This window comes from Ruminococcus bromii (assembly GCF_002834225.1).
GTDB lineage: Bacteria > Bacillota > Clostridia > Oscillospirales > Acutalibacteraceae > Ruminococcoides > Ruminococcoides bromii.
The window spans coordinates 1-20,187 of record NZ_NNSR01000073.1 but is presented as its reverse complement, the minus strand read 5'-3'; the positions used below and the strand labels follow the sequence as shown (position 1 = coordinate 20,187).

The 20,187-nt window shown below is 42.7% G+C and carries 22 protein-coding genes and 1 tRNA gene; 13 read left to right on the top strand and 10 right to left on the bottom strand.

Annotated features, from left to right (window positions below):
- Window positions 1–104: 104 nt before the first annotated feature.
- A complete protein-coding gene (locus RBATCC27255_RS08885) occupies window positions 105–521 on the top strand; it encodes an MJ0042-type zinc finger domain-containing protein (protein ID WP_015523118.1) in 417 nt (138 codons plus the stop codon).
- A gap of 314 nt (window positions 522–835) precedes the next feature.
- Here the strand turns inward: RBATCC27255_RS08885 and RBATCC27255_RS08880 are convergent, their stop codons facing one another.
- The 6 genes from RBATCC27255_RS08880 to RBATCC27255_RS08855 all read right to left on the bottom strand — a co-directional run bounded on the left by RBATCC27255_RS08880 (window position 836) and on the right by RBATCC27255_RS08855 (window position 4,974).
- Window positions 836–1,840, bottom strand: a complete 1,005-nt coding sequence (locus RBATCC27255_RS08880; RefSeq protein ID WP_015523101.1) for a GGGtGRT protein — start codon at window positions 1,838–1,840, stop codon at window positions 836–838.
- Window positions 1,841–1,861: 21 nt separating this feature from the next.
- On the bottom strand, window positions 1,862–2,554 hold the full coding sequence (locus RBATCC27255_RS08875; protein ID WP_015523100.1) for an iron-sulfur cluster assembly scaffold protein: 693 nt from the start codon (window positions 2,552–2,554) through the stop codon (window positions 1,862–1,864).
- 213 nt (window positions 2,555–2,767) lie between these two features.
- Window positions 2,768–2,962 carry a helix-turn-helix transcriptional regulator gene (locus RBATCC27255_RS08870; protein ID WP_015523099.1) on the bottom strand — a complete coding sequence of 65 codons (195 nt, stop codon included), beginning with the start codon at window positions 2,960–2,962 and terminating at the stop codon, window positions 2,768–2,770.
- On the bottom strand, window positions 2,959–3,480 hold the full coding sequence (locus tag RBATCC27255_RS08865; protein ID WP_101029657.1) for a hypothetical protein: 522 nt from the start codon (window positions 3,478–3,480) through the stop codon (window positions 2,959–2,961). The genes RBATCC27255_RS08870 and RBATCC27255_RS08865 overlap by 4 nt, the downstream gene beginning before the upstream one ends.
- Window positions 3,481–3,774: 294 nt before the next feature.
- Window positions 3,775–3,972 (bottom strand): hypothetical protein, encoded by a 198-nt coding sequence (locus RBATCC27255_RS08860; protein ID WP_015523097.1) that lies wholly within the window; start codon window positions 3,970–3,972, stop codon window positions 3,775–3,777.
- Between the two features lie 926 nt (window positions 3,973–4,898).
- Window positions 4,899–4,974: transfer RNA gene (locus tag RBATCC27255_RS08855), tRNA-Thr, on the bottom strand.
- 445 nt (window positions 4,975–5,419) lie between these two features.
- Between RBATCC27255_RS08855 and RBATCC27255_RS08850 the strand changes: the two genes are divergently transcribed.
- From RBATCC27255_RS08850 to truB, 8 genes are all read left to right on the top strand, one after another.
- Window positions 5,420–5,899, top strand: a complete 480-nt coding sequence (locus RBATCC27255_RS08850; RefSeq protein ID WP_101029656.1) for a ribosome maturation factor RimP — start codon at window positions 5,420–5,422, stop codon at window positions 5,897–5,899.
- Window positions 5,900–5,984: 85 nt separating this feature from the next.
- On the top strand, window positions 5,985–7,145 hold the full coding sequence (gene nusA, locus RBATCC27255_RS08845; RefSeq protein WP_101029655.1) for a transcription termination factor NusA: 1,161 nt from the start codon (window positions 5,985–5,987) through the stop codon (window positions 7,143–7,145).
- A 24-nt stretch (window positions 7,146–7,169) separates the two neighbouring features.
- Complete coding sequence (gene rnpM, locus RBATCC27255_RS08840; protein ID WP_101029654.1) at window positions 7,170–7,478, top strand: RNase P modulator RnpM; 309 nt, start codon at window positions 7,170–7,172, stop codon at window positions 7,476–7,478.
- A 15-nt stretch (window positions 7,479–7,493) separates the two neighbouring features.
- Window positions 7,494–7,826 (top strand): L7Ae/L30e/S12e/Gadd45 family ribosomal protein, encoded by a 333-nt coding sequence (locus tag RBATCC27255_RS08835; protein ID WP_101029653.1) that lies wholly within the window; start codon window positions 7,494–7,496, stop codon window positions 7,824–7,826.
- Window positions 7,813–10,176 carry a translation initiation factor IF-2 gene (infB, locus tag RBATCC27255_RS08830; RefSeq protein ID WP_101029652.1) on the top strand — a complete coding sequence of 788 codons (2,364 nt, stop codon included), beginning with the start codon at window positions 7,813–7,815 and terminating at the stop codon, window positions 10,174–10,176. Before RBATCC27255_RS08835 ends, infB begins: the two co-directional genes overlap by 14 nt.
- A 212-nt stretch (window positions 10,177–10,388) precedes the next feature.
- Entirely contained in the window at window positions 10,389–10,766 is a 378-nt protein-coding gene (rbfA, locus tag RBATCC27255_RS08825) for a 30S ribosome-binding factor RbfA (protein ID WP_101029651.1), read from the top strand.
- Entirely contained in the window at window positions 10,750–11,691 is a 942-nt protein-coding gene (locus RBATCC27255_RS08820; RefSeq protein ID WP_101029650.1) for a DHH family phosphoesterase, read from the top strand. The genes rbfA and RBATCC27255_RS08820 overlap by 17 nt, the downstream gene beginning before the upstream one ends.
- Complete coding sequence (truB, locus tag RBATCC27255_RS08815) at window positions 11,688–12,602, top strand: tRNA pseudouridine(55) synthase TruB (protein WP_101029649.1); 915 nt, start codon at window positions 11,688–11,690, stop codon at window positions 12,600–12,602. Before RBATCC27255_RS08820 ends, truB begins: the two co-directional genes overlap by 4 nt.
- Before the next feature lie 416 nt (window positions 12,603–13,018).
- Here the strand turns inward: truB and RBATCC27255_RS08810 are convergent, their stop codons facing one another.
- The 4 genes from RBATCC27255_RS08810 to RBATCC27255_RS08795 all read right to left on the bottom strand — a co-directional run bounded on the left by RBATCC27255_RS08810 (window position 13,019) and on the right by RBATCC27255_RS08795 (window position 16,653).
- Window positions 13,019–14,071: a leucine-rich repeat protein gene (locus RBATCC27255_RS08810; RefSeq protein WP_101029648.1), complete on the bottom strand. Its 1,053-nt coding sequence runs from the start codon at window positions 14,069–14,071 to the stop codon at window positions 13,019–13,021.
- A 76-nt stretch (window positions 14,072–14,147) separates the two neighbouring features.
- Window positions 14,148–14,972: an Mrp/NBP35 family ATP-binding protein gene (locus RBATCC27255_RS08805; RefSeq protein WP_101029647.1), complete on the bottom strand. Its 825-nt coding sequence runs from the start codon at window positions 14,970–14,972 to the stop codon at window positions 14,148–14,150.
- A gap of 60 nt (window positions 14,973–15,032) precedes the next feature.
- Window positions 15,033–15,851: a hypothetical protein gene (locus RBATCC27255_RS08800; protein ID WP_101029646.1), complete on the bottom strand. Its 819-nt coding sequence runs from the start codon at window positions 15,849–15,851 to the stop codon at window positions 15,033–15,035.
- Between the two features lie 223 nt (window positions 15,852–16,074).
- On the bottom strand, window positions 16,075–16,653 hold the full coding sequence (locus tag RBATCC27255_RS08795) for a hypothetical protein (protein WP_101029645.1): 579 nt from the start codon (window positions 16,651–16,653) through the stop codon (window positions 16,075–16,077).
- A 257-nt stretch (window positions 16,654–16,910) separates the two neighbouring features.
- On the opposite strand from RBATCC27255_RS08795, the gene RBATCC27255_RS08790 reads away from it, so the two are divergent.
- Genes RBATCC27255_RS08790 through RBATCC27255_RS08775 form a run of 4 tightly spaced genes read left to right on the top strand, consistent with a single transcriptional unit; the run spans window position 16,911 to window position 19,618 of the window.
- Window positions 16,911–17,330, top strand: a complete 420-nt coding sequence (locus RBATCC27255_RS08790) for a helix-turn-helix domain-containing protein (RefSeq protein ID WP_242958630.1) — start codon at window positions 16,911–16,913, stop codon at window positions 17,328–17,330.
- A gap of 42 nt (window positions 17,331–17,372) precedes the next feature.
- On the top strand, window positions 17,373–18,101 hold the full coding sequence (locus RBATCC27255_RS08785; RefSeq protein WP_101029643.1) for an ABC transporter ATP-binding protein: 729 nt from the start codon (window positions 17,373–17,375) through the stop codon (window positions 18,099–18,101).
- Window positions 18,101–18,847: an ABC transporter permease gene (locus tag RBATCC27255_RS08780; RefSeq protein ID WP_101029642.1), complete on the top strand. Its 747-nt coding sequence runs from the start codon at window positions 18,101–18,103 to the stop codon at window positions 18,845–18,847. Before RBATCC27255_RS08785 ends, RBATCC27255_RS08780 begins: the two co-directional genes overlap by 1 nt.
- A gap of 3 nt (window positions 18,848–18,850) precedes the next feature.
- The gene (locus RBATCC27255_RS08775) at window positions 18,851–19,618 is read left to right on the top strand and encodes a heparan-alpha-glucosaminide N-acetyltransferase (protein WP_169923310.1); all 768 of its coding nucleotides are present in this window, start codon (window positions 18,851–18,853) and stop codon (window positions 19,616–19,618) included.
- The last annotated feature ends 569 nt before the right edge of the window (window positions 19,619–20,187 follow it).

The following is a 20,187-nucleotide window of genomic DNA, read 5'->3' as shown; positions in this document are numbered from 1 at the left end:
GACATATATCGTCAAATGTTTATTGAATGTATGCCCTGCCTGTGATAAAATGGTGGAAGGATGATTTTTGTAATTACCCGCTTTTTGCGGAAAGGATGAACTTTATGCGAGGATTATTTAACAGATTCGCCAATTTTATGCAGGGCAGATACGGCACGGATAAGCTCAACAATGCACTCTGGGTGCTGTTGCTTATACTGTGGTTCGTGAATATTTTTGTGTGGAACCGTGTTGCAAGATACATCATTGACGGAATAATGCTCTTGATTATCGTGCTTATCTGTTTTCGTATGTTCTCACGCAACATTGTTGCAAGAAGTGCCGAAAACAGAAAATTTCTTCCGATTTACAATGCGGTAACAGGTTGGTTCAAACTGACCTTCAAGAAAATTCGTGACCGCAAGGACTACCGTTATATCAAGTGTCCCGTGTGCAAGGCGCAGCTTCGTGTCCGCAACAAAAAAGGCAATCACACTGTTCGCTGTCCGAAATGCGGAAGTGAATTTAACAAAAAAATATGACCGCAGTTTTCAATACAATTTCAAACAAAATTCACACAGTTTTCATATTTAGGTTGTTTAATATAGGTGTACTCAGAAAGACGGATCCGCAACCGTCAGAGTATAATTGTTCTACCCTCCTCAATACGGGTCTATTCAGAGACTCGTAATTGTACCCCTCATTTTTTAAAGAACATAAGAAAACACCGGGTTGCCGCAAGCCTGGTGTTTTCGTCGTTTAAGAACAAATCACTTGCTGTCTGTGCAGGCACGCAAAAAATCAGGGACCGACTCAAAGAGCCGATCCCTTTTTAATTTATTGAAAAGATTGGTAATTACTTGTTAACAGCTTCATAAACTGCAACTGCGCAAGCAACTGTAGCACCAACCATCGGGTTGTTACCCATACCGATAAGGCCCATCATTTCAACATGAGCAGGAACAGAAGATGAACCTGCGAACTGAGCGTCACCGTGCATTCTGCCCATTGAGTCTGTAAGACCGTATGAAGCAGGACCTGCACCCATGTTATCGGGGTGAAGTGTACGGCCTGTGCCGCCGCCTGATGCAACCGAGAAATACTTAACGCCGTTCTCATTTGCCCACTTCTTGTATGTACCTGCAACGAGGTGCTGGAAACGGGTCGGGTTAGTAGAGTTACCTGTGATAGATACACCTACATTTTCATGCTGCATGATTGCAACACCTTCACGAACATCGTCAGCGCCGTAGCAGCGAACTGCAGCTCTTTCACCGTCTGAGAAAGCTCTCTCTTCAACGATTTTAAGCTCTGATGTGAAATAGTCAAACTGAGTCTTTACATATGTAAAGCCGTTGATTCTTGAAATAATGTAAGCAGCGTCCTTGCCAAGACCGTTAAGGATAACACGGAGCGGCTCTTTTCTTGCTTTGTTAGCGTTACGAGCGATACCGATAGCACCCTCTGCTGCTGCAAAGCTTTCGTGACCTGCGAGGAATGCAAAGCACTTTGTTTCATCTCTGAGGAGCATTGCGCCGAGGTTACCGTGACCACGACCAACATTTCTCTGCTCAGCTACTGAGCCGGGAATACAGAAAGCCTCAAGACCGATACCGATAGCTTCTGCTGCCTCCGAAGCAGTCTTTGCGCCCTTCTTAACTGCAACTGCACAACCGAGTGTGTAAGCCCAGCCTGCGTTTTCAAATGCGATCGGCTGAACGCCCTTTACGATGTCATAGGGATCAAAACCGAGATCGTTACAAATTTTTCTTGCCTCTTCAAGATTTGCAATACCGTATTCGGCAAGGCACTTCTCAATTTTAGGCATTCTTCTTTCCATACCTTCAAATGTTACTGCCATTATGGTGTCCTCCTTACCGAATTATTCTTCACGAGGGTCAATGTACTTAGCTGCGCCGTCAAAACGACCGTACTGACCGATGTTGTTCTTGTATGCTTCGTTTGGCTCAACGCCGTGACGAATGTCCTCGAGCATTTTGCCGAGCTTTACGAACTGATAGCCGATAACTTCATCGTTCTCGTCAAGTGCTGTCTTGAGAACATAGCCTTCAGCCATTTCCATGTAACGAACGCCCTTAGCGTTTGTGCTGTACATTGTACCAACCTGGCTGCGAAGACCCTTACCGAGATCCTCCATACCTGCGCCGATTGGAAGACCGCCCTCTGAGAAAGCTGTCTGGCTTCTGCCGTAAACGAGCTGCTCAAAGATGTTCTTCATAGCTGTGTTGATAGCGTCACAAACGAGGTCTGTGTTAAGGCACTCAAGGAGTGTTTTGTTAGGAAGAATTTCTGCTGCCATAGCTGCAGAGTGAGTCATACCCGAACAACCGATTGTTTCAACAAGAGCCTCTTCAACGATACCGTCTTTAACATTAAGTGTAAGCTTGCAGGCACCCTGCTGAGGAGCACACCAGCCAATGCCGTGTGAAAGACCTGAAATGTCTTTAATGTCATAAGATTTTACCCATTTGCCCTCTTCGGGAATAGGTGCAGGACCGTGCTTAGGTCCCTTTGCTACAGTGCACATATTTTCAACTTCTTTTGAATAAATCATGTGTACTTCTCCTTTCAATAAATTGTATGAGTCCGAAATCCTCAAACACCTATATTATACGGCTTAACCCGACATTTTTCAAGCATTTTTCGTTAATTTTTACAATTCCCCCACATTGTAATACTCCCCGTGGCAATTTGCCGTTTGATTTTGAAACGGTAAAAATAAAAACGGCAACAGCGAAATAAATCACTGATTGCCGTTAAAGTTTACTTATTCTTCCCAAAACAATTCGTCAAGGGTTTTGTCAAGCGCTTTACATATTGCTATGCAAAGGTTAATTGTGGGATTGTAGTCGCCCTTTTCAATTGCGCTTATTGTCTGTCTTGACACCTTTACAAGTTCCGCAAGCTGTTGCTGTGACAAATCCTTTGCGGCACGGGCGCTTTTTAATCTTAAATTCTTCATTCTTCAACTGCCTTTTTGTCAATTATTGTTTTGATGACAACCATCACAAAAATACTTATTGCCCAAATCATTACAATGATAGGAATAATGTCAAGATTTGCTATTCCGTTTGTAACAAAGGTTTTTTCGCCGAAAGCAATTCCCAAACATTCTGCTCCCGCAACAAATGCCAAAGAGCCTAAAAGACTCTTTCTGCCTTTATTTGATGTAAAATATGCGTCATTAAAAATGCTTATTCCGACGAATACGGCGGTTGAAAGAAACAGTCCTATGAACATTTGAACGCTGAGTTCAGCCCAATTAATCTCCAAAACATTAACTAAAGCGCAGGCAACTATGTACCCGATAAGCACAAAAAATGCCGATTTATAAGCCTTGCCCCGTGCAAGAACCTGTCGTTCATCGTATTCTGTGTAAGTGTTCTTTTTCCTTTTAATGTTTGCGATAATGAGCGTTACGATAACTACGGCAATAAAACCGCAACAAAAACCAAGCACCCAATAGTATTTTTCTTCCATAATAACATCTCCAAAATAAATCAGCCAATTTGCAGATTTATTCGTCCAACCGATAATCCGCAAAAATATTAAAAAATTTTATGTGTTCAGATGTGAATACTTAAAAAATCCACAATGCGTACAAAAAGCTTTCTGTACCATTATAGTACATTAAAAGTTACTTATTGTCAAGTATATTTTACATAATTTCAAAAATACTTTCATTTGGCTGTTTTGAAAAATTAAATCCGTTAAGAAACCTGTCAACTAAAAGAAAACAAGACAAGCCCATATTTCAGAGCTTGCCTTGTGGAATTACTCACCGTCACGCTGTATTGTTTCATTAATAGCACGATTAACAAAGCCGTTCACGCTTTCGCCGTTCTTTTCTGCGTGGGCTTTGATAATGTCCTTTCGACCTTTCGGCACAGCAACATTGATACGGTCATATGCTTTAGCGTTATATCGGTTGTTTGCCTCAATTCTCGCCCTGCTGTTCTTATTTTCTGCCATTTCTTCACCGCCTGACCGTTAAAAATCTATTGACTTCAACTTGTTGTTGTTGTATAATATAGGTGAAAAGGAACGGCTTTAGCTGTTTCGCTTGCAACTAGATTAAATTTTTCAACTTAACCGTCTTGTGCTGCTACACAGGGCGGTTATTTCTTTATATTCTTAATGACTTCATTAAAAGCCACGAAAACAATTGCGAGAACAAATAAGTATGTAATCTCTGCCATTGGAATACACCCCCTTTCGCAAGGGAGTCGAAACAGCCGCCACCGTTCCTTTACAAATATTATTATAACATACCTCTTTACACTTAACAAGTACCAATATGCACAAATTATACGCTTAAACATTGTAGTATAATATAGTCACAGGATAAGGAAAGGGGAAAGCGATAATCAGTATGACCGCAACGCAATTGCAGTATATGCAAGATAGGTTGTACAAGAATAATATTAATCAGTTTGGATTTGGCAACGGTATTGTTTTCTAAACAACAATAAAAAGGTATCGGTCTTTTTAACCAATACCCTTTTATGGAGCTGATAACTATTCTGTGCATGGCGAGAGTGCATACCTCGCTTGTTGCTTGCGGTGCAAATTCTGAACGCTCATCAACGCTACGCCCTAAAAACGCTTTACTAAAGCGTTTTCTAAACGGGCTTTCGAATCCCTTATCTTAATCTAAAACAACAATAAAAAGGTATCGGTCTTTTTAACCAATACCTTTTTATGGAGCTGATAACTATTCTGTGCATTGCGAGAGTACATACCTCGCTTGTTGTTTGCGGTGCAAATTCTGAACACTCATCAACGCTACGCCCTAAAAACGCTTTACTAAAGCGTTTTCTAAACGGGCTTTCGAATCCCTTATCTTAATCTAAAACAACAATAAAAAGGTATCGGTCTTTTTAACCAATACCTTTTTATGGAGCTGATAACGGGATTCGAACCCGTGACCTCGTCCTTACCAAGGACGCACTCTGCCTACTGAGCTATATCAGCATATTTAATTGTAGGGTTGCAACCTTTATAATGTTAATCTCGCAAAATTTCGGACATTAACAATCAAATCATTGCTATAAAAACAGTAAAAATACGGCAATAACAAAATCAAAAACTAATTTTAATTTTTCACACGGTTGCAAAACCACGGTGATTATATCACAAAAACATCGTGATGTAAAGTGTCCACGAAATATAATAACACATTTGCACGGTGATTTCAAATGTTTTTTTAAACTTTTTTGTAAAAAATACGAAAAGATTTGAAAAACACTTGATTATAAGCCGTTTTGGTGCTATAATTTTCTTGTAAATAATGAAAGCTAAAGGAGTGGGCAACAAACCCGCTCCTTATTTATTAGTTTTCACTTTGTTCCTCGGTGCGGTTTATCTGTCTGCAATATTTCGCACAGGGTATTTTTGCAGACAGGAAGGCAGTGAATTTATGGCAAAAAGCAAAGGCGGTGTAACCGTATCAAAAGTATGGGAGCTTTGTCAGCCGATTGTTGAAGGTCTCGGACTTTCACTTTGGGATGTGCGTTATGTCAAGGAAGGTGCAGACCGTTTTCTGCGTGTTTACATTGACAAGCCCGAAGGCATTGACATTAACGATTGCGAAAATGTTTCCCGTGCAATCAACGGTCCTCTTGATGAGCTTGATCCGATTGAAGAGGCGTACTGTCTTGAGGTCTGCTCCCCCGGAATTGAGCGTGAGCTTATCCGTGACGAACATTTTATGCAGTTCATCGGTGCGGATATTATGGTTAAGATGCTCCGCCCCATTGACGGAATAGGCAGAGAATTTAAAGGGGTTTTAAAGGATTATTCCGACGGTAAGGTCACAATTGAGGATCACATCGGTGAGAATGAAATCACAATCAGCAAAAAGGACGCCGCATGGATTAAGCTTGACGATTTTAATTAAAAATTGCAGTTTGAACACTACGGATACACATAACAGCATAACAATTTGTATATAACCGAAAAATAAGAAAAGGATGATTTGGAAAATGACTAACAAAGATTTATTTGAGGCATTGAGAACATTTGAAAAGGAAAAGGGCATTCCTATGGACTATATGCTTCAGAACATTGAAAAGGCAATTTCCGTTGCCTGCAAGAACTACTACGGCGGTAATGAAAATGTTGTATTCAAGGTTGATCCGGAAAAGAACAGCTTTGATGCAAAGCTTGTCAAAACAGTAGTTGACGAGGTTTTTGATCCTAACTTTGAGGTTACTGTTGAGGAGGCTCAGCAGATTAACAAGAGAAAGAAATTTGTTGTAGGCGATGAGATTGAAATTCCGATTGATCCCAAGCACCTCGGCTGGACATCTGTTTCTTCTGCAAGAAATGTTATCCGTCAGGGCATTCGTCAGGGCGAAAAGGGTCAGTCACTTATTGAGTTTCAGAACAAGCTCGGCGAGATTGTTACGGCAACTGTTGAAAGAATCGATCCTAAGTCAGGCGTTGCAACAATTAAAATCGGCAAGAGCGAGGCTACTCTGCCAAAGAGCGAACAGCTCGGACATGACGACCTTAAAGAAGGCGACCACATTAAGGTTTACATTGCAGATGTCAAGGACAACGAAAGAGGTCCTCACGCAATCATCTCAAGAACTCATCCCGGTCTTGTAAAGCGTTTGTTTGAGCAGGAGGTTCCTGAAATCTATGACGGCGTTGTTGAAATCAAGTCAATCTCCCGTGAGGCAGGCAGTCGTACAAAGATGGCTGTTTACAGCTCAAATCCCGATGTTGACGCAATCGGTTCATGTATAGGCAACAAGGGCAGTCGTGTAAACAAAATTGTTGAGGAGCTTGGCGGTGAGAAAATCGACATTGTTCTTTACAGCGATGATCCCGAAAAGTATATTTCAGCGGCTCTCTCTCCTGCAAGCGTTTGCAAGGTTGAAATTACGGATGAAGAAACAAAGAGCTGCCGTGTAACAGTTCCCGACGGTCAGCTTTCACTTGCTATCGGCAACAAGGGACAGAATGCCCGTCTTGCCGCAAGACTTACAGGCTGGAGAATTGACATCCGCCCCGAAAGCGGTTTCTACGGCGAAGATGAGGACGATGAACCAAAGGCTGACGAAAAGTCCGAAGATGTTCTCGACCTTGACGAAAGCACAGAAGGCGAAACAGTTGTTTCGGATGAAACAGAAGAATAATCAGATTAAACAGAGAGGGATTTTATGAAGCAAAGAAAAATGCCGCTGCGTAAATGTACGGGTTGCGGAGAGATGAAAGAAAAGCGTGAGCTTATCCGTGTTGTCAAAGCACCCGACACCAAAGATGAAAACGGTGAAATCATTGCAAAAGGCGAAATTTCGCTTGACCTCACAGGTCGCAAGGCAGGCAGAGGCGCATATGTGTGCAGGAATCTTGCCTGCTTTGAAAAGGCTCGCAAGGCACGCCGCTTTGAACGCTCGTTAAGCTGTAAAATCCCCGATGAAGTATATGAGCAGATGCAAAGTGAACTTGCCGCAGCAGACGGCAGGTAGGCGAAAGGATTTTTTATGAACGACAGGATTTTGTCGCTGCTTGGCATTTGCAAAAGGGCAGGCAAGCTGATTACAGGTGCCGACACGACGATTGACTCAATACGAAAAAATAAGGCAAAGCTTGTTATTTTTGCAAATGATTTTTCAAAGAGCAGTAAGAAAAGCGTGCAGACAGCCGCTGATGAATGCAATGTGAAAACATTGACAATAAACCGAAGCAAAGAAGGAATCGGATTTGCTCTCGGAAAAATCTGCGGAGTTATGACAACCGAAGACAAAGGCTTTGCAGATAAGCTTGAACAGCTTATTGAAAACGAATTGGGAGGAGAATTGTATGATAAAATATAAGGTAAAGGACGCAGCAGCAGATCTCGGAGTTTCAAACAAGGAAATTATTGAGATTCTCGAAAAACATTGCGGTGTTACAAAGAAAACAATGACAACACTCGAGGAAAGCGAACTCGATGTGATTTTTGATGTAATCACAAAGAAGAACAAGGTTGAAAACTTTGACGAATACTTTGCGGCACGCAACAACAAGCTTGACAACGAAAGCAAGCCGCAGCAGGAAGATAAGCCCGCAAAGCAGAATGCAAAGGCTGACAATCAGAAGAAAAAGACCGATAAAAACGACAAAAAGCCTAACAACAAGGATGCAAAGCCTGCATCAAAACAGGAAAAGGTCGAAGTTACTCAGGAAAAGAGCGTTGAGGAGTCTGCTCCCCGCAAGCGCAGAGTAATTGACACCCGTGCAACAAATGTTGATGTTGAGCGTTACAACCAGAAGTATGATGACCTTGCAAGCGACAGCTCAAAGGGCAGAAGCACGGACAACATTGTTAAAAAGCAGAAGTTCACAAACCGTACCCAGCGTCAGAAGGGCAGACGGCAGAAGCGTGAAACGGAGCAGGAGCGTCTGAACCGTATTGCTCTTGAGCGTAAGCAGAAACCGATTACAGTTCAGATTCCTGACGAAATCGTAGTTTCGGAGCTTGCTCTCAGACTCAAGGCTACCGTTGCCGAGGTTGTTAAAAAGGCATTCCTTATGGGTACAATGGTAACGGCAACAGATACAATCGACTTTGACACGGCGTCACTTATCGCCATGGAATTTCATGCAAAGGTTGAAAAAGAGGTTGTTGTTACAATCGAAGAACAGATTATTGATGACAGCGAGGACGATGAGGCAAATCTCGTTGAGAGAGCTCCGGTTGTTGTTGTTATGGGTCATGTTGACCACGGTAAAACCTCAATCCTCGACGCTATCCGTCACTCAAATGTAACAGCAGGCGAGGCAGGCGGTATCACTCAGCATATTGGTGCTTACAGAGTTATGGTAAACGGCAAGCCTGTTACATTCCTCGACACACCGGGACATGAGGCATTCACAACAATGCGTGCAAGAGGTGCTCAGGTTACTGATATTGCAATCCTCGTTGTAGCCGCCGATGACGGTATTATGCCGCAGACGGTTGAGGCTATCCACCATGCAAAAGCCGCAGGTGTATCTGTTATTGTTGCCATCAACAAAATGGATAAGGTCGGCGCAAATCCCGAAAATGTTAAACAGCAGCTCACAGAGTATGAACTTATTCCGGAGGAGTGGGGTGGTGATACACCGTGTATCCCTGTTTCCGCAAAGACAAAGGAAGGTCTTGACGATCTTCTTGAAATGGTTACTCTTGTTGCAGAGATGAAAGAACTCAAGGCTAACCCCGACAGAGCCGCAAAGGGTACTGTTATCGAGGCAAGACTTGACAAGGGCAGAGGTCCTATTGCAACTGTACTCGTTCAGAACGGTACACTTCACAAGGGCGATACAATCATCGCAGGCACAAGCGTTGGCCGTGTAAGAGTTATGACAAACGATAAGGGCGAAAGAGTTACCGAAGCAGGTCCTTCTGTTCCTGTTGAAATCACAGGTCTTGACGAAGTTCCGGTTGGCGGCGATATCTTTGACGCAGTTTCCGATGAGCGTCTTGCAAGAACTCTTGTTGACCAGAGAAAGGCTGCTAAGAAGGAAGAAATCTTCAACGCACAGACTAAGGTTACTCTTGACAATCTCTTTGACCAGATGAAACTCGGTGAAATCAAGGAACTTCAGATTATCGTTAAAGCCGATGTACAGGGTTCTGCCGAGGCTGTTAAGCAGTCACTTGAAAAGCTTTCAAATGACGAGGTAAGAGTAAATGTAATTCACAGCGCAGTAGGTGCAATCAACGAGTCCGATGTAATGCTTGCAGAAGCATCTAACGCAATCATCGTAGGATTCAATGTTCGTCCCGATGCAGTTGCCGCAGAAAATGCAGAGCGTTCAGGCGTAGATATGCGTCTTTACAGCATTATCTACGATTGTATCAACGAAATCGAATCTGCTATGAAGGGTATGCTTGCTCCTAAGACAAGAGAAGTTGTTCTCGGTATGGCTGAGTGTCGTAATGTTATCAAGATTAAGTCAGTCGGCACAATCGCAGGTTCATATGTTAAGAGCGGTAAGATTCAGCGTGGCGCAAGCGTAAGAGTTATCCGTGACGGTATCGTTATTGCAGATGACGCAATTGCATCTCTCCAGAGATTCAAGGACGCTGTCAAGGAAGTTAGCGAAGGCTACGAATGCGGTATCGGTCTTGAAAGATTCAACGACCTCAAAGAGGGCGATATGTTCGAGGTTTATACAATCGAAGAATACAGGGATTAAAGCTTGTATATTAAACCAAATTTTATAAATAACACAAATTCACCGTTATTTTGTAGGGGCGGTCATTGGGCGCCCGCAGGTAACGGCAGAAATTTTCTGTTTAAATAAATACTGTATAGTTCAAGTCAGTAGCTGTAAAATAACAAAATATTTCATCAAAGCGGGCGGCCGATGACCGCCCCTACGGAAATAAGATAAAAGGATGTGATAGCATGGGAAGCCATAGAATTGAAAGAACAACAGAGGACATCAAAAGAGAGCTTACTGCTATTTTCAGAGAATTAAAAGACCCACGGGTTCAGCAGGCGTTTATCTCTATCGTAAGAGTTGAGGTTACAAACGACCTTTCATACTGCACGGTACAGGTCAGCGCAATTGAAGGTCTTGACAGAGCCAAAGAGGCTGTCAAGGGCTTGAAATCTGCATCGGGCTTTATCAGACGAGAGCTTGGACACAGACTTCATCTTCGCCATGTTCCCGAACTCATTTTCCACGCAACAGACAGCATAGAATACAGCGCAAACATCAGCCGTATTCTCAACAGCCTTGACATTAAGGAAGACGAGGAAGAAAATGATGAATCTGTATGAGGTTGCCCGTTTTCTTGAGGCACACGATAATTATGATATTCTGACTCACGCTTATCCTGACGGTGACACCCTCGGCAGCGGATTTGCGCTCTGCCTTGCGCTCCGCCAAATCGGCAAAAAAGCAAGAGTTATCACAACAGGTGTTCCGACAAAATTTGCCTATCTTCAAAAAAATATCGAAGAAGAAGGTTTTACATCCGAAACGGTTGTCAGCGTTGATGTTGCGGCTGACAGCCTTCTCGGTTCAAATATGGACAAATATATCGGCAAGGTTGATTTGTGCATTGACCACCACGGTTCAAACACATTTACCGCCAAGGAAAAGTTTGTTGACAAATATGCGGCGGCAAACTGCGAAATTCTCTACAAGCTGTTCCTCAGAATGCACATCAACTTTACAAAGGACATTGCAGACTGCCTCTACACAGGCATTTCAACCGACACCGGCTGTTTCAGATACACAAACACAACCGCCGAAACCATGCGTGTTGCCGCAAGTCTTATGGACTTTGGCTGTAACACCGCATACATAAACAAGGCGATGTTTGAAACAAAGTCGAAAAACAAAATTCAGCTTGAAAGAGCCGTTTACGACTCAATGACCTATTGTGCAGACGGCAGGTGCGCAATAATTTACACAACGCTTGATATGCTAAAAAAGCTCAACACGGGTGATGACGAAATGGAGGGACTTGCCTCTATTCCCCGTCAGATTGAGGGTGTTCTCATCGGAATTACAATGCGTGAAAAAGAGGGCGGATTCTTCAAGATTTCCGTTCGTACAAACAATAATATCAATGCCTCGGATTTCTGTTCGCAGTTCGGAGGCGGAGGTCATCCTGCGGCGGCAGGATGCTCAATTGAGGGCGACCTTGAAACCGTAAAGACAACGCTTGAAAAAGCTGCGGAGAAGTTTTTATCATGAGCAATCTTAACGGTGTACTGCTGATTGACAAGCCGAAGAAATTCACCTCTTTTGATGTTATTGCCGTTGTCCGCAGACTGACAGGGCAGAAAAAGCTCGGTCACACGGGAACACTTGATCCGAACGCAACGGGCGTTCTGCCTGTTTTGCTCGGAACTGCAACGAAAACACAGGATTTGATTCTCAATCATGACAAGTCATACACGGCAGAATTTCAGCTTGGCAAAACCACCGACACCCTCGACATCTGGGGTACGGTGACAGGCGAATGCGAAGCCTCGGTTACAGAGGAGCAGATCCGCAGAGTACTTCCCAATTTCACGGGCGAAATTGAGCAGATTCCGCCGATGTACTCTGCCGTACAAAAGAACGGTCAAAGGCTTTATGACCTTGCAAGGCAGGGAATCGAGGTTGAGCGTGAGAGCCGAAAGGTTACTGTCTATTCTCTTTCGCTTGTAAATTTTGACGAAAAAACGCAGACAGGCACGCTTGAAATTTCCTGTTCAAAGGGAACTTATGTACGCACGATAATTGATGACATCGGCAAGGTTCTCGGTGTCGGTGCGGTTATGACAGCACTTTGCAGAACCTCGGCATGCGGATTTTCGCTTGACGAGTGCATAACGCTTGATGAGCTGAAAAGCATTTGCGAAAACGGAAATGTTGAAGAAAAACTGCGTTCCGTTGAAAGTCTGTTTATGAGTTTGGGCTATCTTGCCGTATCGCCTGCGCAGGCAAAACGATTTGCAAACGGCGGTGCGTTGAGTGCCGACAGAACATACCTTGCCAAGTCGGGGTACGAGAACGGTCAGCTTTTCAGAATGAAAACCCATGACGGTGATTTTTTAGGCATAGGCATTGCCGACAAGCCGAATAATCTCATCAAAATATATTTTCAAAACTGCAGGTAGCGTGTCGCTACGCCCTGTTCGTGAAGACAGTTTGCGATAGTTCAAGCATTATCGCCCGAGCGTTACTTTTAAATTGAAAGTTGAAAATTTAAAATGGAAAATTGTGGTCGGCAGTGTGCCACCGTTGCCTGTTCGTGAAGACAGCTTGCGGTAGTTCAAGCATTATCGCCCGAGCGTTACTTTTAAATTGAAAGTTGAAAATTAAAAATGGAAAATTATGGTCGGCGGTAAACCGTGTCCTTCCGTCTGAAATACAGCCGCCATTTCCTTACCGAATGGTTATAACAAAAATATTTCTTGTGTTAAAGCCCATAAATAATTACACAAATCTTTTACAAACAAATACATATCCGAAAAAAATGAAACAGCCTTCCGAAAAAAACTCGGAAAGCTGTTTTTTTAATCTACATTAACTTTTATTTAATTATCTCATACGAAAAGTCGTTATCTTTTGCGTAATTTTCGGCGGCAGAACCCTTTTTGCAATACATTTTAAAGTCTTGAATCTTAACTTTTTTATAATTATCGTCAGTATTAAAGCCAAGACCGCAATCGTCCATTTCCTTTACGGAATCGGGAACGGTTATCTTTTTAAGCTTTGGATCGCCTACAAAAGCATCGCTGCCGATTACTTCTACGCTGTTCGGAATTTCTACTGCAACAACATCATCGCTGTAGCAGAAAGCGTAACTTCCGATAATCTTAACGGTATCCGGAATTACAATCGTAATCTCTTTGTCCGGAACATAAACTGTTATATATTCAACTTCAACAACCTTTTTGCCGTTCAGCTCCGACGGAATGTTGATTGTAAATTTCTTTTCGTCACTGTTTATGTAGCTTTCATAGAACTCATACTCTGCGCCCGTAATTACGATGCCGTCATAATTATCGCTCTCTCTGTATCTCAGATGAGTATTTTCATCGACCTTATCGTAAGCGTCAGGATCTTCTGTCGGAGCGATAGTTTCTTGTTGAAATTCATCAGAAATATAGCTTGACGCTGCGTCAAAAGCACTGTCGGCATATTCATTCGCCATATCCATAAACTTTGGCAGTAAATTGCAAATCAAAATAGCTGTGACAACTATTATAAGTATAATTATACCGCTGATAACGCTTATTATTATAGCAGCGGTTTTTTTGCTGTTCGGAGCACTTGAAAACTGCTGACCGCTGCCATTATGTGAATTTGTGAACTGCTGACCGCTGCCCGCACAATTTTGATTTTGACCGAATCCGCCGTGGCTCTGCTGACCGTACTGCTGATTATTCGGATACGACTGACCGCAGGTTTGGTTCTCTGTGTTATAATCATATCTCGGCTGTTCGGGCACTGCGTTGTGATTATCTTGCTCAAAGCTGTTTACACCTTCCGTGTTTTTTCGTGAGCTGTTTTGGGCAAGCGGTGAACCGCAATTTTCACAAAATTTTCCGTTTGCCTCAAAGCCGCAATTAGGGCATTTCATATTGCTTACTCCTCCTGTTTGCAGTTTTGAAATTATGCTTGTTAATTACAGCAAAAAAGCATAATATTGCAAATGCTTATTTGCTAAGCTCTTTTTCAATTATTTCTGCCGCATCATCAAGATAATCTCCGCTGAAAAGTTCAATTTTTCCCTCATCAACACATTTTGCAAGCTCGGGGTCAATCGGAAGCTTTGCAAGTACCTGAGTATCATATTCCTTTGCAATCCCGTCAATATGGCTGTCACCGAAAATGCTGTGTTTCTTTCCGCAATTGGGACACATAAACCAGCTCATATTTTCAACAAGACCTAAAATCGGCACATTCATCATCTTTGCCATTTTAACAGCCTTTTGAACTATCATTGAAACCAGCTCCTGCGGCGATGCAACAATAACAATGCCGTCAATCGGCAAGCTTTGGAACACAGTGAGCGGAACATCTCCTGTTCCCGGAGGCATATCAACAAACATATAATCGACATCCTCCCAGATAACATCCTTCCAAAACTGCTTTACCGTGCCTGTAATAACAGGCGAACGCCAAACTACGGGGTCGGTTTCATGTTCAAGAAGAAGGTTTACGGAAATCATCTTAATTCCCGTTTCGGTAACAACAGGAAAAATCCCCTCACCGTTGCCTCTGCATCTCTCATGTACTCCGAATGCCTTTGGAATTGACGGACCTGTTATATCGGCATCAAGAACAGCCGTCTTTTTGCCGAGTCTGTTAAATGTTACGGCAAGCATTGAGGTTACAAGGCTCTTGCCAACTCCGCCCTTGCCTGACACAACGCCGATTACTTTTTTTACACTGCTGTATTTATTGAGTTCCTCGTGCAAATCCTGAGCTTTACTTTTGCAGTCCGAAGAACAGCTTGAACAATCGTGGGTACAACCCATTCAAAACATCTCCAATTTCATAATCTATAATTTCATTTTTAAGTTATTAAAAGAAAACAATCAGTTTTCTTTAACATACGGCTCATCGCCGTTATCGCTCTGTGCCTGAGTCGGCTGTAGGTCTTCGGATACCTGTGACGATTCGGAGGTGCTGATATCACTGCTCTGCGGCGGCTCTGTTTCAGGCACATACTCCGTCTGCGGTTCTGTCTGCACGGGGGCTTCTGTTTCAGGCACATACTCCGTTTCGGGTTCGTATGTCGGCTCTTCCGTGTAAACGGGAACATAGTTATCGTCACCGTATTCGGTTGTCGGCTGTTCCGTTGTCACCTGCTCTGTTGACGGTGATGTTGTGACTTTTTCGTCTTTTTTTTGCGAGCTGCACTGCGTAAACGCAAAAACAACAGCAATTATAAGGCAGATTACCGCCGCAATCGTAAGGATAACAGCCATATTACGGCTTGTTCTCTTCTTCTTTTTCACAACCTTTTTACGCTCCGGGCGGATTGTTGACTTGGTATAGTAGTTGCCCCTGTCGTCAGCCGAAAGGTCATACTGAAAATCCATTGTTGCCTTTGACACCTGTTCTCCGGTCTGTGAATCAAAATTGTCACCGTAATCGGGAGCCTGTGCAATGTCATCTCTCTCCGACGGCATTTTTACAGGTGTTGCCATATCGTCATCAAAGTCAATCTCAGGCATATGAACGGCGTCTTCGTCATAATCCGACGGGAACATTATATCCTCGCCAAAGCTGTCGCCGTAATCCTCAACAGGCTTTTTTGCAGGGTTGCTTCTCCTTGTTGGAAAAGCGACCTCGTCATCAAAGTTGTCAGGCTCATAATCCTTGCTTTTATTATATTTATTGTTATCGTCCATTATGTAATTCTCCCTTAAAAGAAAATTTTTCAAACAGAAACACGGCACTTTTCATTACACGCACCCTGTACCAAAATAATAAAACAGCCGTGGGATTTTGTCAACTGAATATTAGCACTATTAGCTTAAGAGCGTATTTTTCCGTTACACAGACTTTTGGCACATACAAAAAGTACCCGCACAAGCCGTGTGGGTACCTGTTGTTTAAAATTTGTTTTACAGATCAAGCCTCTTCGCCGTTGTCGGTTTCATCGGTTGATTCGCTTTCGGAAACATCTTCCGATGCTTCATCTGTTTCCTCAAAGCTTGTGTCCTCGGCATTTTCATCATCTGCAAGATCAGCCTCAATACCGCCCTGAACATGCTCACTTGTTTCATCCTCGACAGCATCTTCTCTCGCAAGCTCAAAACCGCTTAAGAATGAATAAGGAATACCATAGCCGAGTGCGATACTTGCAAGCGTTACGATAACACTAAGACCCGAACCGCTTGCGTTTGCAAACACGCTGTTAAGCGGAAGTCCGGGAGCAAGCGACGCAATGATTATGTAGAGTGAAGGAAGTACCATTACAATGAGAGTTACAAGTGAAAAACGCTTTACCGCTTTGCCGTCACCGACGCGGGTTGCATAGAATACAAGCAGACCGAACACAGCGTAAACGAGAATCGGGATAATTGAACCGATCGGCTGTGAAAGAGCTGACGCGTACTGTGAAAAGAAATGTGCGCAAACGATAAATGCAACAATCAGGAATGCTGAGAAAAACAGATTGACTGTATCTCTTTTAGTAGGTTTTTTCATAATATGTCCTCCGTACATACGATATTAGTTTGATTTTAACATTGCAATGTGACAGTTTTGTGAACAAAACCATGATATATATATTTAAATAACACGAACATAGTGTTAAAACGGCAAAATCCAATTTTGTTTGACAAAATCTGCAAGGAAGTCTATCATAAATCATATAAGGGATTATGCAACCGATTTTTACATAAAGTGTAAAATAAGGTTGGTAGAAATTGCGTTACATATGAAATATACTTAAATCAGGAGGTATGAAAAGTATGATTGGTATGAATTTGAAGTATCTTCGGAAAAAGTACGGCTATTCACAAGAAGACCTTGCCGAAAAGCTTGAGGTTTCAAGACAATCTGTTGCAAAATGGGAAAATGAAGAATCTATTCCCGATGTTGAAAAATGCGTGACGATGGCGCAGATTTTTGAAACTACGGTAGAAATGCTTCTTGTGTGTCCTTTTTACGAGGAAGAATCTGACGCACTTACTCCCGACGGTGACGGAAAGTACATTTTCGGCATTGTTAAGGTCAGCGAAAGAGGACAGATTACGCTTCCGAAACACGCAAGAAAAGTTTTCGGAATTGAAGCAGGCGACAGGCTTCTGGTTCTCGGTGACGAGAAAAAGGGCATGGCACTTGCAAAGATAAAAAATCCCTTTGATAAGTTAATGAAGTAAAATTTGACTTGAATCCCTTTTATCCTGAATTGAGGAGAAAATATGTACGCAATAAAAACAGAAAAACTCACAAAAAAATATAAGGAAAAAACGGCTGTTTCCAACCTTGACCTAAAAATTAACGAGGGCGAAATGTATGGCTTGCTCGGAGTCAACGGTGCAGGAAAAACAACAACAATGAAAATGCTCACAACGCTTATTATGCCGACATCGGGTGACGCCGAACTTCTCGGTCACAGCATAAAAACCGACAGGGCGGCTGTTAAGCAGATTATCGGAATTTCACCGCAGGAAAGTGCGGCGGCAATGAACCTTACCGCAAGAGAAAATCTTGAACTTATGGCAGAGGTTTACGGCTTTTCAAAGAAAGCTGCCAAAGCCAAGGCAAGCGATATTATTGAACGCTTTTCCATGCAGGAATTTGAAAACCGCAAGGCTAAAAAGCTGTCGGGCGGTGAGGTGAGAAGATTGAGCATCGCAATGGCACTTATCTCAGAGCCGAAAATTCTCTTTCTTGACGAACCCACGCTCGGACTCGATGTAATTGCAAGACACAGCCTTTGGGCTGAGATTGAAAAGCTCAAGGGTAAAATCACCGTTATTCTCACAACGCACTACCTTGAAGAGGCTGTTGCACTCTGCGACAGAATCGGAATTATGGCTCACAGCAAATTTATGGCAGAGGGTACTGCCGATGAGCTTGTTGCCCTTTCGGGTGAAAAAGATTTTGAGTCGGCTTTTGTTAAGCTGACAAACGGAGGTGCGTTGTAATGAGATTGACTGCGTTCGCCTCACGAAACACAAAGGAAATTCTCCGTGATCCGCTGACATTCTGTTTCGGACTCGGATTTCCCGTTGTACTTCTTCTTTTGTTGTCGGCAATAAATTCGGCAATCCACGAACAGGCTCAGATGACAATGTTCAACATTGACAAGCTGACGCCCGGTATTACGGTTTTCGGAATGAGCTTTATCTCGCTGTTCTCGTCAATGCTCATTGCAAAGGACAGAACTACAAGCTTTATGATGAGATTGTTCACATCTCCGCTCAAGGCTCATGAATTTATTATCGGCTACACACTTCCGCTTTTGCCAATGGCAATTTTGCAGAGTGCCGTATGCGTTGTTGTTGCGTTCTTCCTCGGGCTTGATGTCAGCGTAAACATTTTACTTATGCTTGCGGTAAACATTCCGATTGCAGTTGTGTTTATCTCGCTCGGACTTCTGATCGGCACGCTTCTGAATGAAAAGGCTGTCGGCGGAATCTGCGGTGCATTGCTCACAAACCTTTCTGCGTGGTTCTCAAACATTTGGTTTGACACCGCAATGATCAGCGGTTGGTTCAAAAGCTTTGCAAACGCACTCCCGTTTGCTCATGCAGTTAATGCGGCAAGAGATACAATTTCGGGCAATTATTCTGATATTATGCCCGAGCTTCTCCCCGTCTGCGGATATGCGGTTGTGTTGCTTGTTTTAGCTGCGGTCGTCTTTTCCGTTATGATGAAAAGGAATAAATAATTGATGAATCCAAACGGTAAAGCCTTGTTAAAAGAAAACAAAAGATATTATCTTCTCGACTCCCTGCGTGGAATTTCAATCATCAGTATGATTGCGTTTCACCTGTGTTACGACCTGTTTATGATATACGGCATTAACACAAGCTGGTATTTTTATCCCATGACAGCGGTCTGGGAACGCAGTATCTGCGTGGTGTTCATACTTGTTTCGGGAATGTGCCTTAACTTTACGAGAAACGGCATAAAAAGAGGTATTCTTTTAAATCTTGCGGGCTTTGCCGTTACCTGCGTTACTGTGATTGCCGAACCGAATCAGGCGGTGTGGTTCGGTGTGCTGAATCTGATAGGCTGTTCAATGATGATTGTTTCCGTTCTGTCGGATAATCTCAAAAAAATTCGCCCCCTGTCGGGAGCGTTGATTTCATTTTTGCTGTATGCGGTTTCGTATGATGTGCCAAAAGGCTATGTCGGACTTTTCGGGCTGGATATCGTAAAATTGCCCGATTTTCTCTATTCGTGCAAGTACCTTGCGTTTCTGGGATTTCCTTCTTCGGACTTTTTTTCAACAGACTTTTTTCCGCTCTTTCCGTGGATTTTCCTCTTTGCGGCAGGCTTTTATCTCTGGAATTTCATTGTTGAAAAAAATCTTACGAAATACTTTGAATTAAAAATCCCCGTGCTTGATAAAATCGGCAGATACAGCCTGTGGATTTATTTAGCACACCAACCGATTATTATGGGCATTTTGATGTTGGCAATGCAACCACGTTAATTGAAAATTGAAAATTTCTGTAGCGGTAAACTCCGTTCGCCAATCACTTTGATTGCAAAACCAAACTTTTTACTATATTATGATGTATCAATTAACAACTAATCTGCACAAAATAAAACGGTGCGTAAATACTACACACCGAAAACAATTGACATATTTAAAATTAGATGTTAATATATAGGTAAGGAAACAGCTTTAGCTGTTTCGCTTACATTTTGGTTTATTTTCATTTAACCGCTCTGTCGCTACACAGGGCGGTTATTTCTTTATATTCTTAATGACTTCATTAAAAGCCACGAAAGCAATTGCGAGAACAAATAAATATGTAATCTCTGCCATTGGAATACACCCCCTTTCACAAGGGAGTCGAAACAGCCGCCACCGTTTCCTTACGAGGCTTATTATATCAAAGATGGTTTTTATATTCAAGCAGAAATGTAAACCGCCGCATACAAATAAATCCCCAAAGCCACAACTGACTTTTGGGTTGATAATAGCAAATATACAATTATCTTTTTGAAAACTGTAGCAGCGTTAAGAAAACAGTCCTGCGGACTGTTTTTAGCTGC

Bases quoted from the DNA above. Each gene is read 5' to 3' on its own strand.
- RBATCC27255_RS08885 (WP_015523118.1), top strand. From the start codon at position 105: ATGCGAGGATTATTTAACAGATTCGCCAATTTTATGCAGGGCAGATAC.
- RBATCC27255_RS08880 (WP_015523101.1), bottom strand. From the start codon at position 1,840: ATGGCAGTAACATTTGAAGGTATGGAAAGAAGAATGCCTAAAATTGAG.
- RBATCC27255_RS08875 (WP_015523100.1), bottom strand. From the start codon at position 2,554: ATGATTTATTCAAAAGAAGTTGAAAATATGTGCACTGTAGCAAAGGGA.
- RBATCC27255_RS08870 (WP_015523099.1), bottom strand. From the start codon at position 2,962: ATGAAGAATTTAAGATTAAAAAGCGCCCGTGCCGCAAAGGATTTGTCA.
- RBATCC27255_RS08865 (WP_101029657.1), bottom strand. From the start codon at position 3,480: ATGGAAGAAAAATACTATTGGGTGCTTGGTTTTTGTTGCGGTTTTATT.
- RBATCC27255_RS08860 (WP_015523097.1), bottom strand. From the start codon at position 3,972: ATGGCAGAAAATAAGAACAGCAGGGCGAGAATTGAGGCAAACAACCGA.
- RBATCC27255_RS08850 (WP_101029656.1), top strand. From the start codon at position 5,420: ATGGCAAAAAGCAAAGGCGGTGTAACCGTATCAAAAGTATGGGAGCTT.
- nusA (WP_101029655.1), top strand. From the start codon at position 5,985: ATGACTAACAAAGATTTATTTGAGGCATTGAGAACATTTGAAAAGGAA.
- rnpM (WP_101029654.1), top strand. From the start codon at position 7,170: ATGAAGCAAAGAAAAATGCCGCTGCGTAAATGTACGGGTTGCGGAGAG.
- RBATCC27255_RS08835 (WP_101029653.1), top strand. From the start codon at position 7,494: ATGAACGACAGGATTTTGTCGCTGCTTGGCATTTGCAAAAGGGCAGGC.
- infB (WP_101029652.1), top strand. From the start codon at position 7,813: ATGATAAAATATAAGGTAAAGGACGCAGCAGCAGATCTCGGAGTTTCA.
- rbfA (WP_101029651.1), top strand. From the start codon at position 10,389: ATGGGAAGCCATAGAATTGAAAGAACAACAGAGGACATCAAAAGAGAG.
- RBATCC27255_RS08820 (WP_101029650.1), top strand. From the start codon at position 10,750: ATGATGAATCTGTATGAGGTTGCCCGTTTTCTTGAGGCACACGATAAT.
- truB (WP_101029649.1), top strand. From the start codon at position 11,688: ATGAGCAATCTTAACGGTGTACTGCTGATTGACAAGCCGAAGAAATTC.
- RBATCC27255_RS08810 (WP_101029648.1), bottom strand. From the start codon at position 14,071: ATGAAATGCCCTAATTGCGGCTTTGAGGCAAACGGAAAATTTTGTGAA.
- RBATCC27255_RS08805 (WP_101029647.1), bottom strand. From the start codon at position 14,972: ATGGGTTGTACCCACGATTGTTCAAGCTGTTCTTCGGACTGCAAAAGT.
- RBATCC27255_RS08800 (WP_101029646.1), bottom strand. From the start codon at position 15,851: ATGGACGATAACAATAAATATAATAAAAGCAAGGATTATGAGCCTGAC.
- RBATCC27255_RS08795 (WP_101029645.1), bottom strand. From the start codon at position 16,653: ATGAAAAAACCTACTAAAAGAGATACAGTCAATCTGTTTTTCTCAGCA.
- RBATCC27255_RS08790 (WP_242958630.1), top strand. From the start codon at position 16,911: ATGAAAAGTATGATTGGTATGAATTTGAAGTATCTTCGGAAAAAGTAC.
- RBATCC27255_RS08785 (WP_101029643.1), top strand. From the start codon at position 17,373: ATGTACGCAATAAAAACAGAAAAACTCACAAAAAAATATAAGGAAAAA.
- RBATCC27255_RS08780 (WP_101029642.1), top strand. From the start codon at position 18,101: ATGAGATTGACTGCGTTCGCCTCACGAAACACAAAGGAAATTCTCCGT.
- RBATCC27255_RS08775 (WP_169923310.1), top strand. From the start codon at position 18,851: ATGAATCCAAACGGTAAAGCCTTGTTAAAAGAAAACAAAAGATATTAT.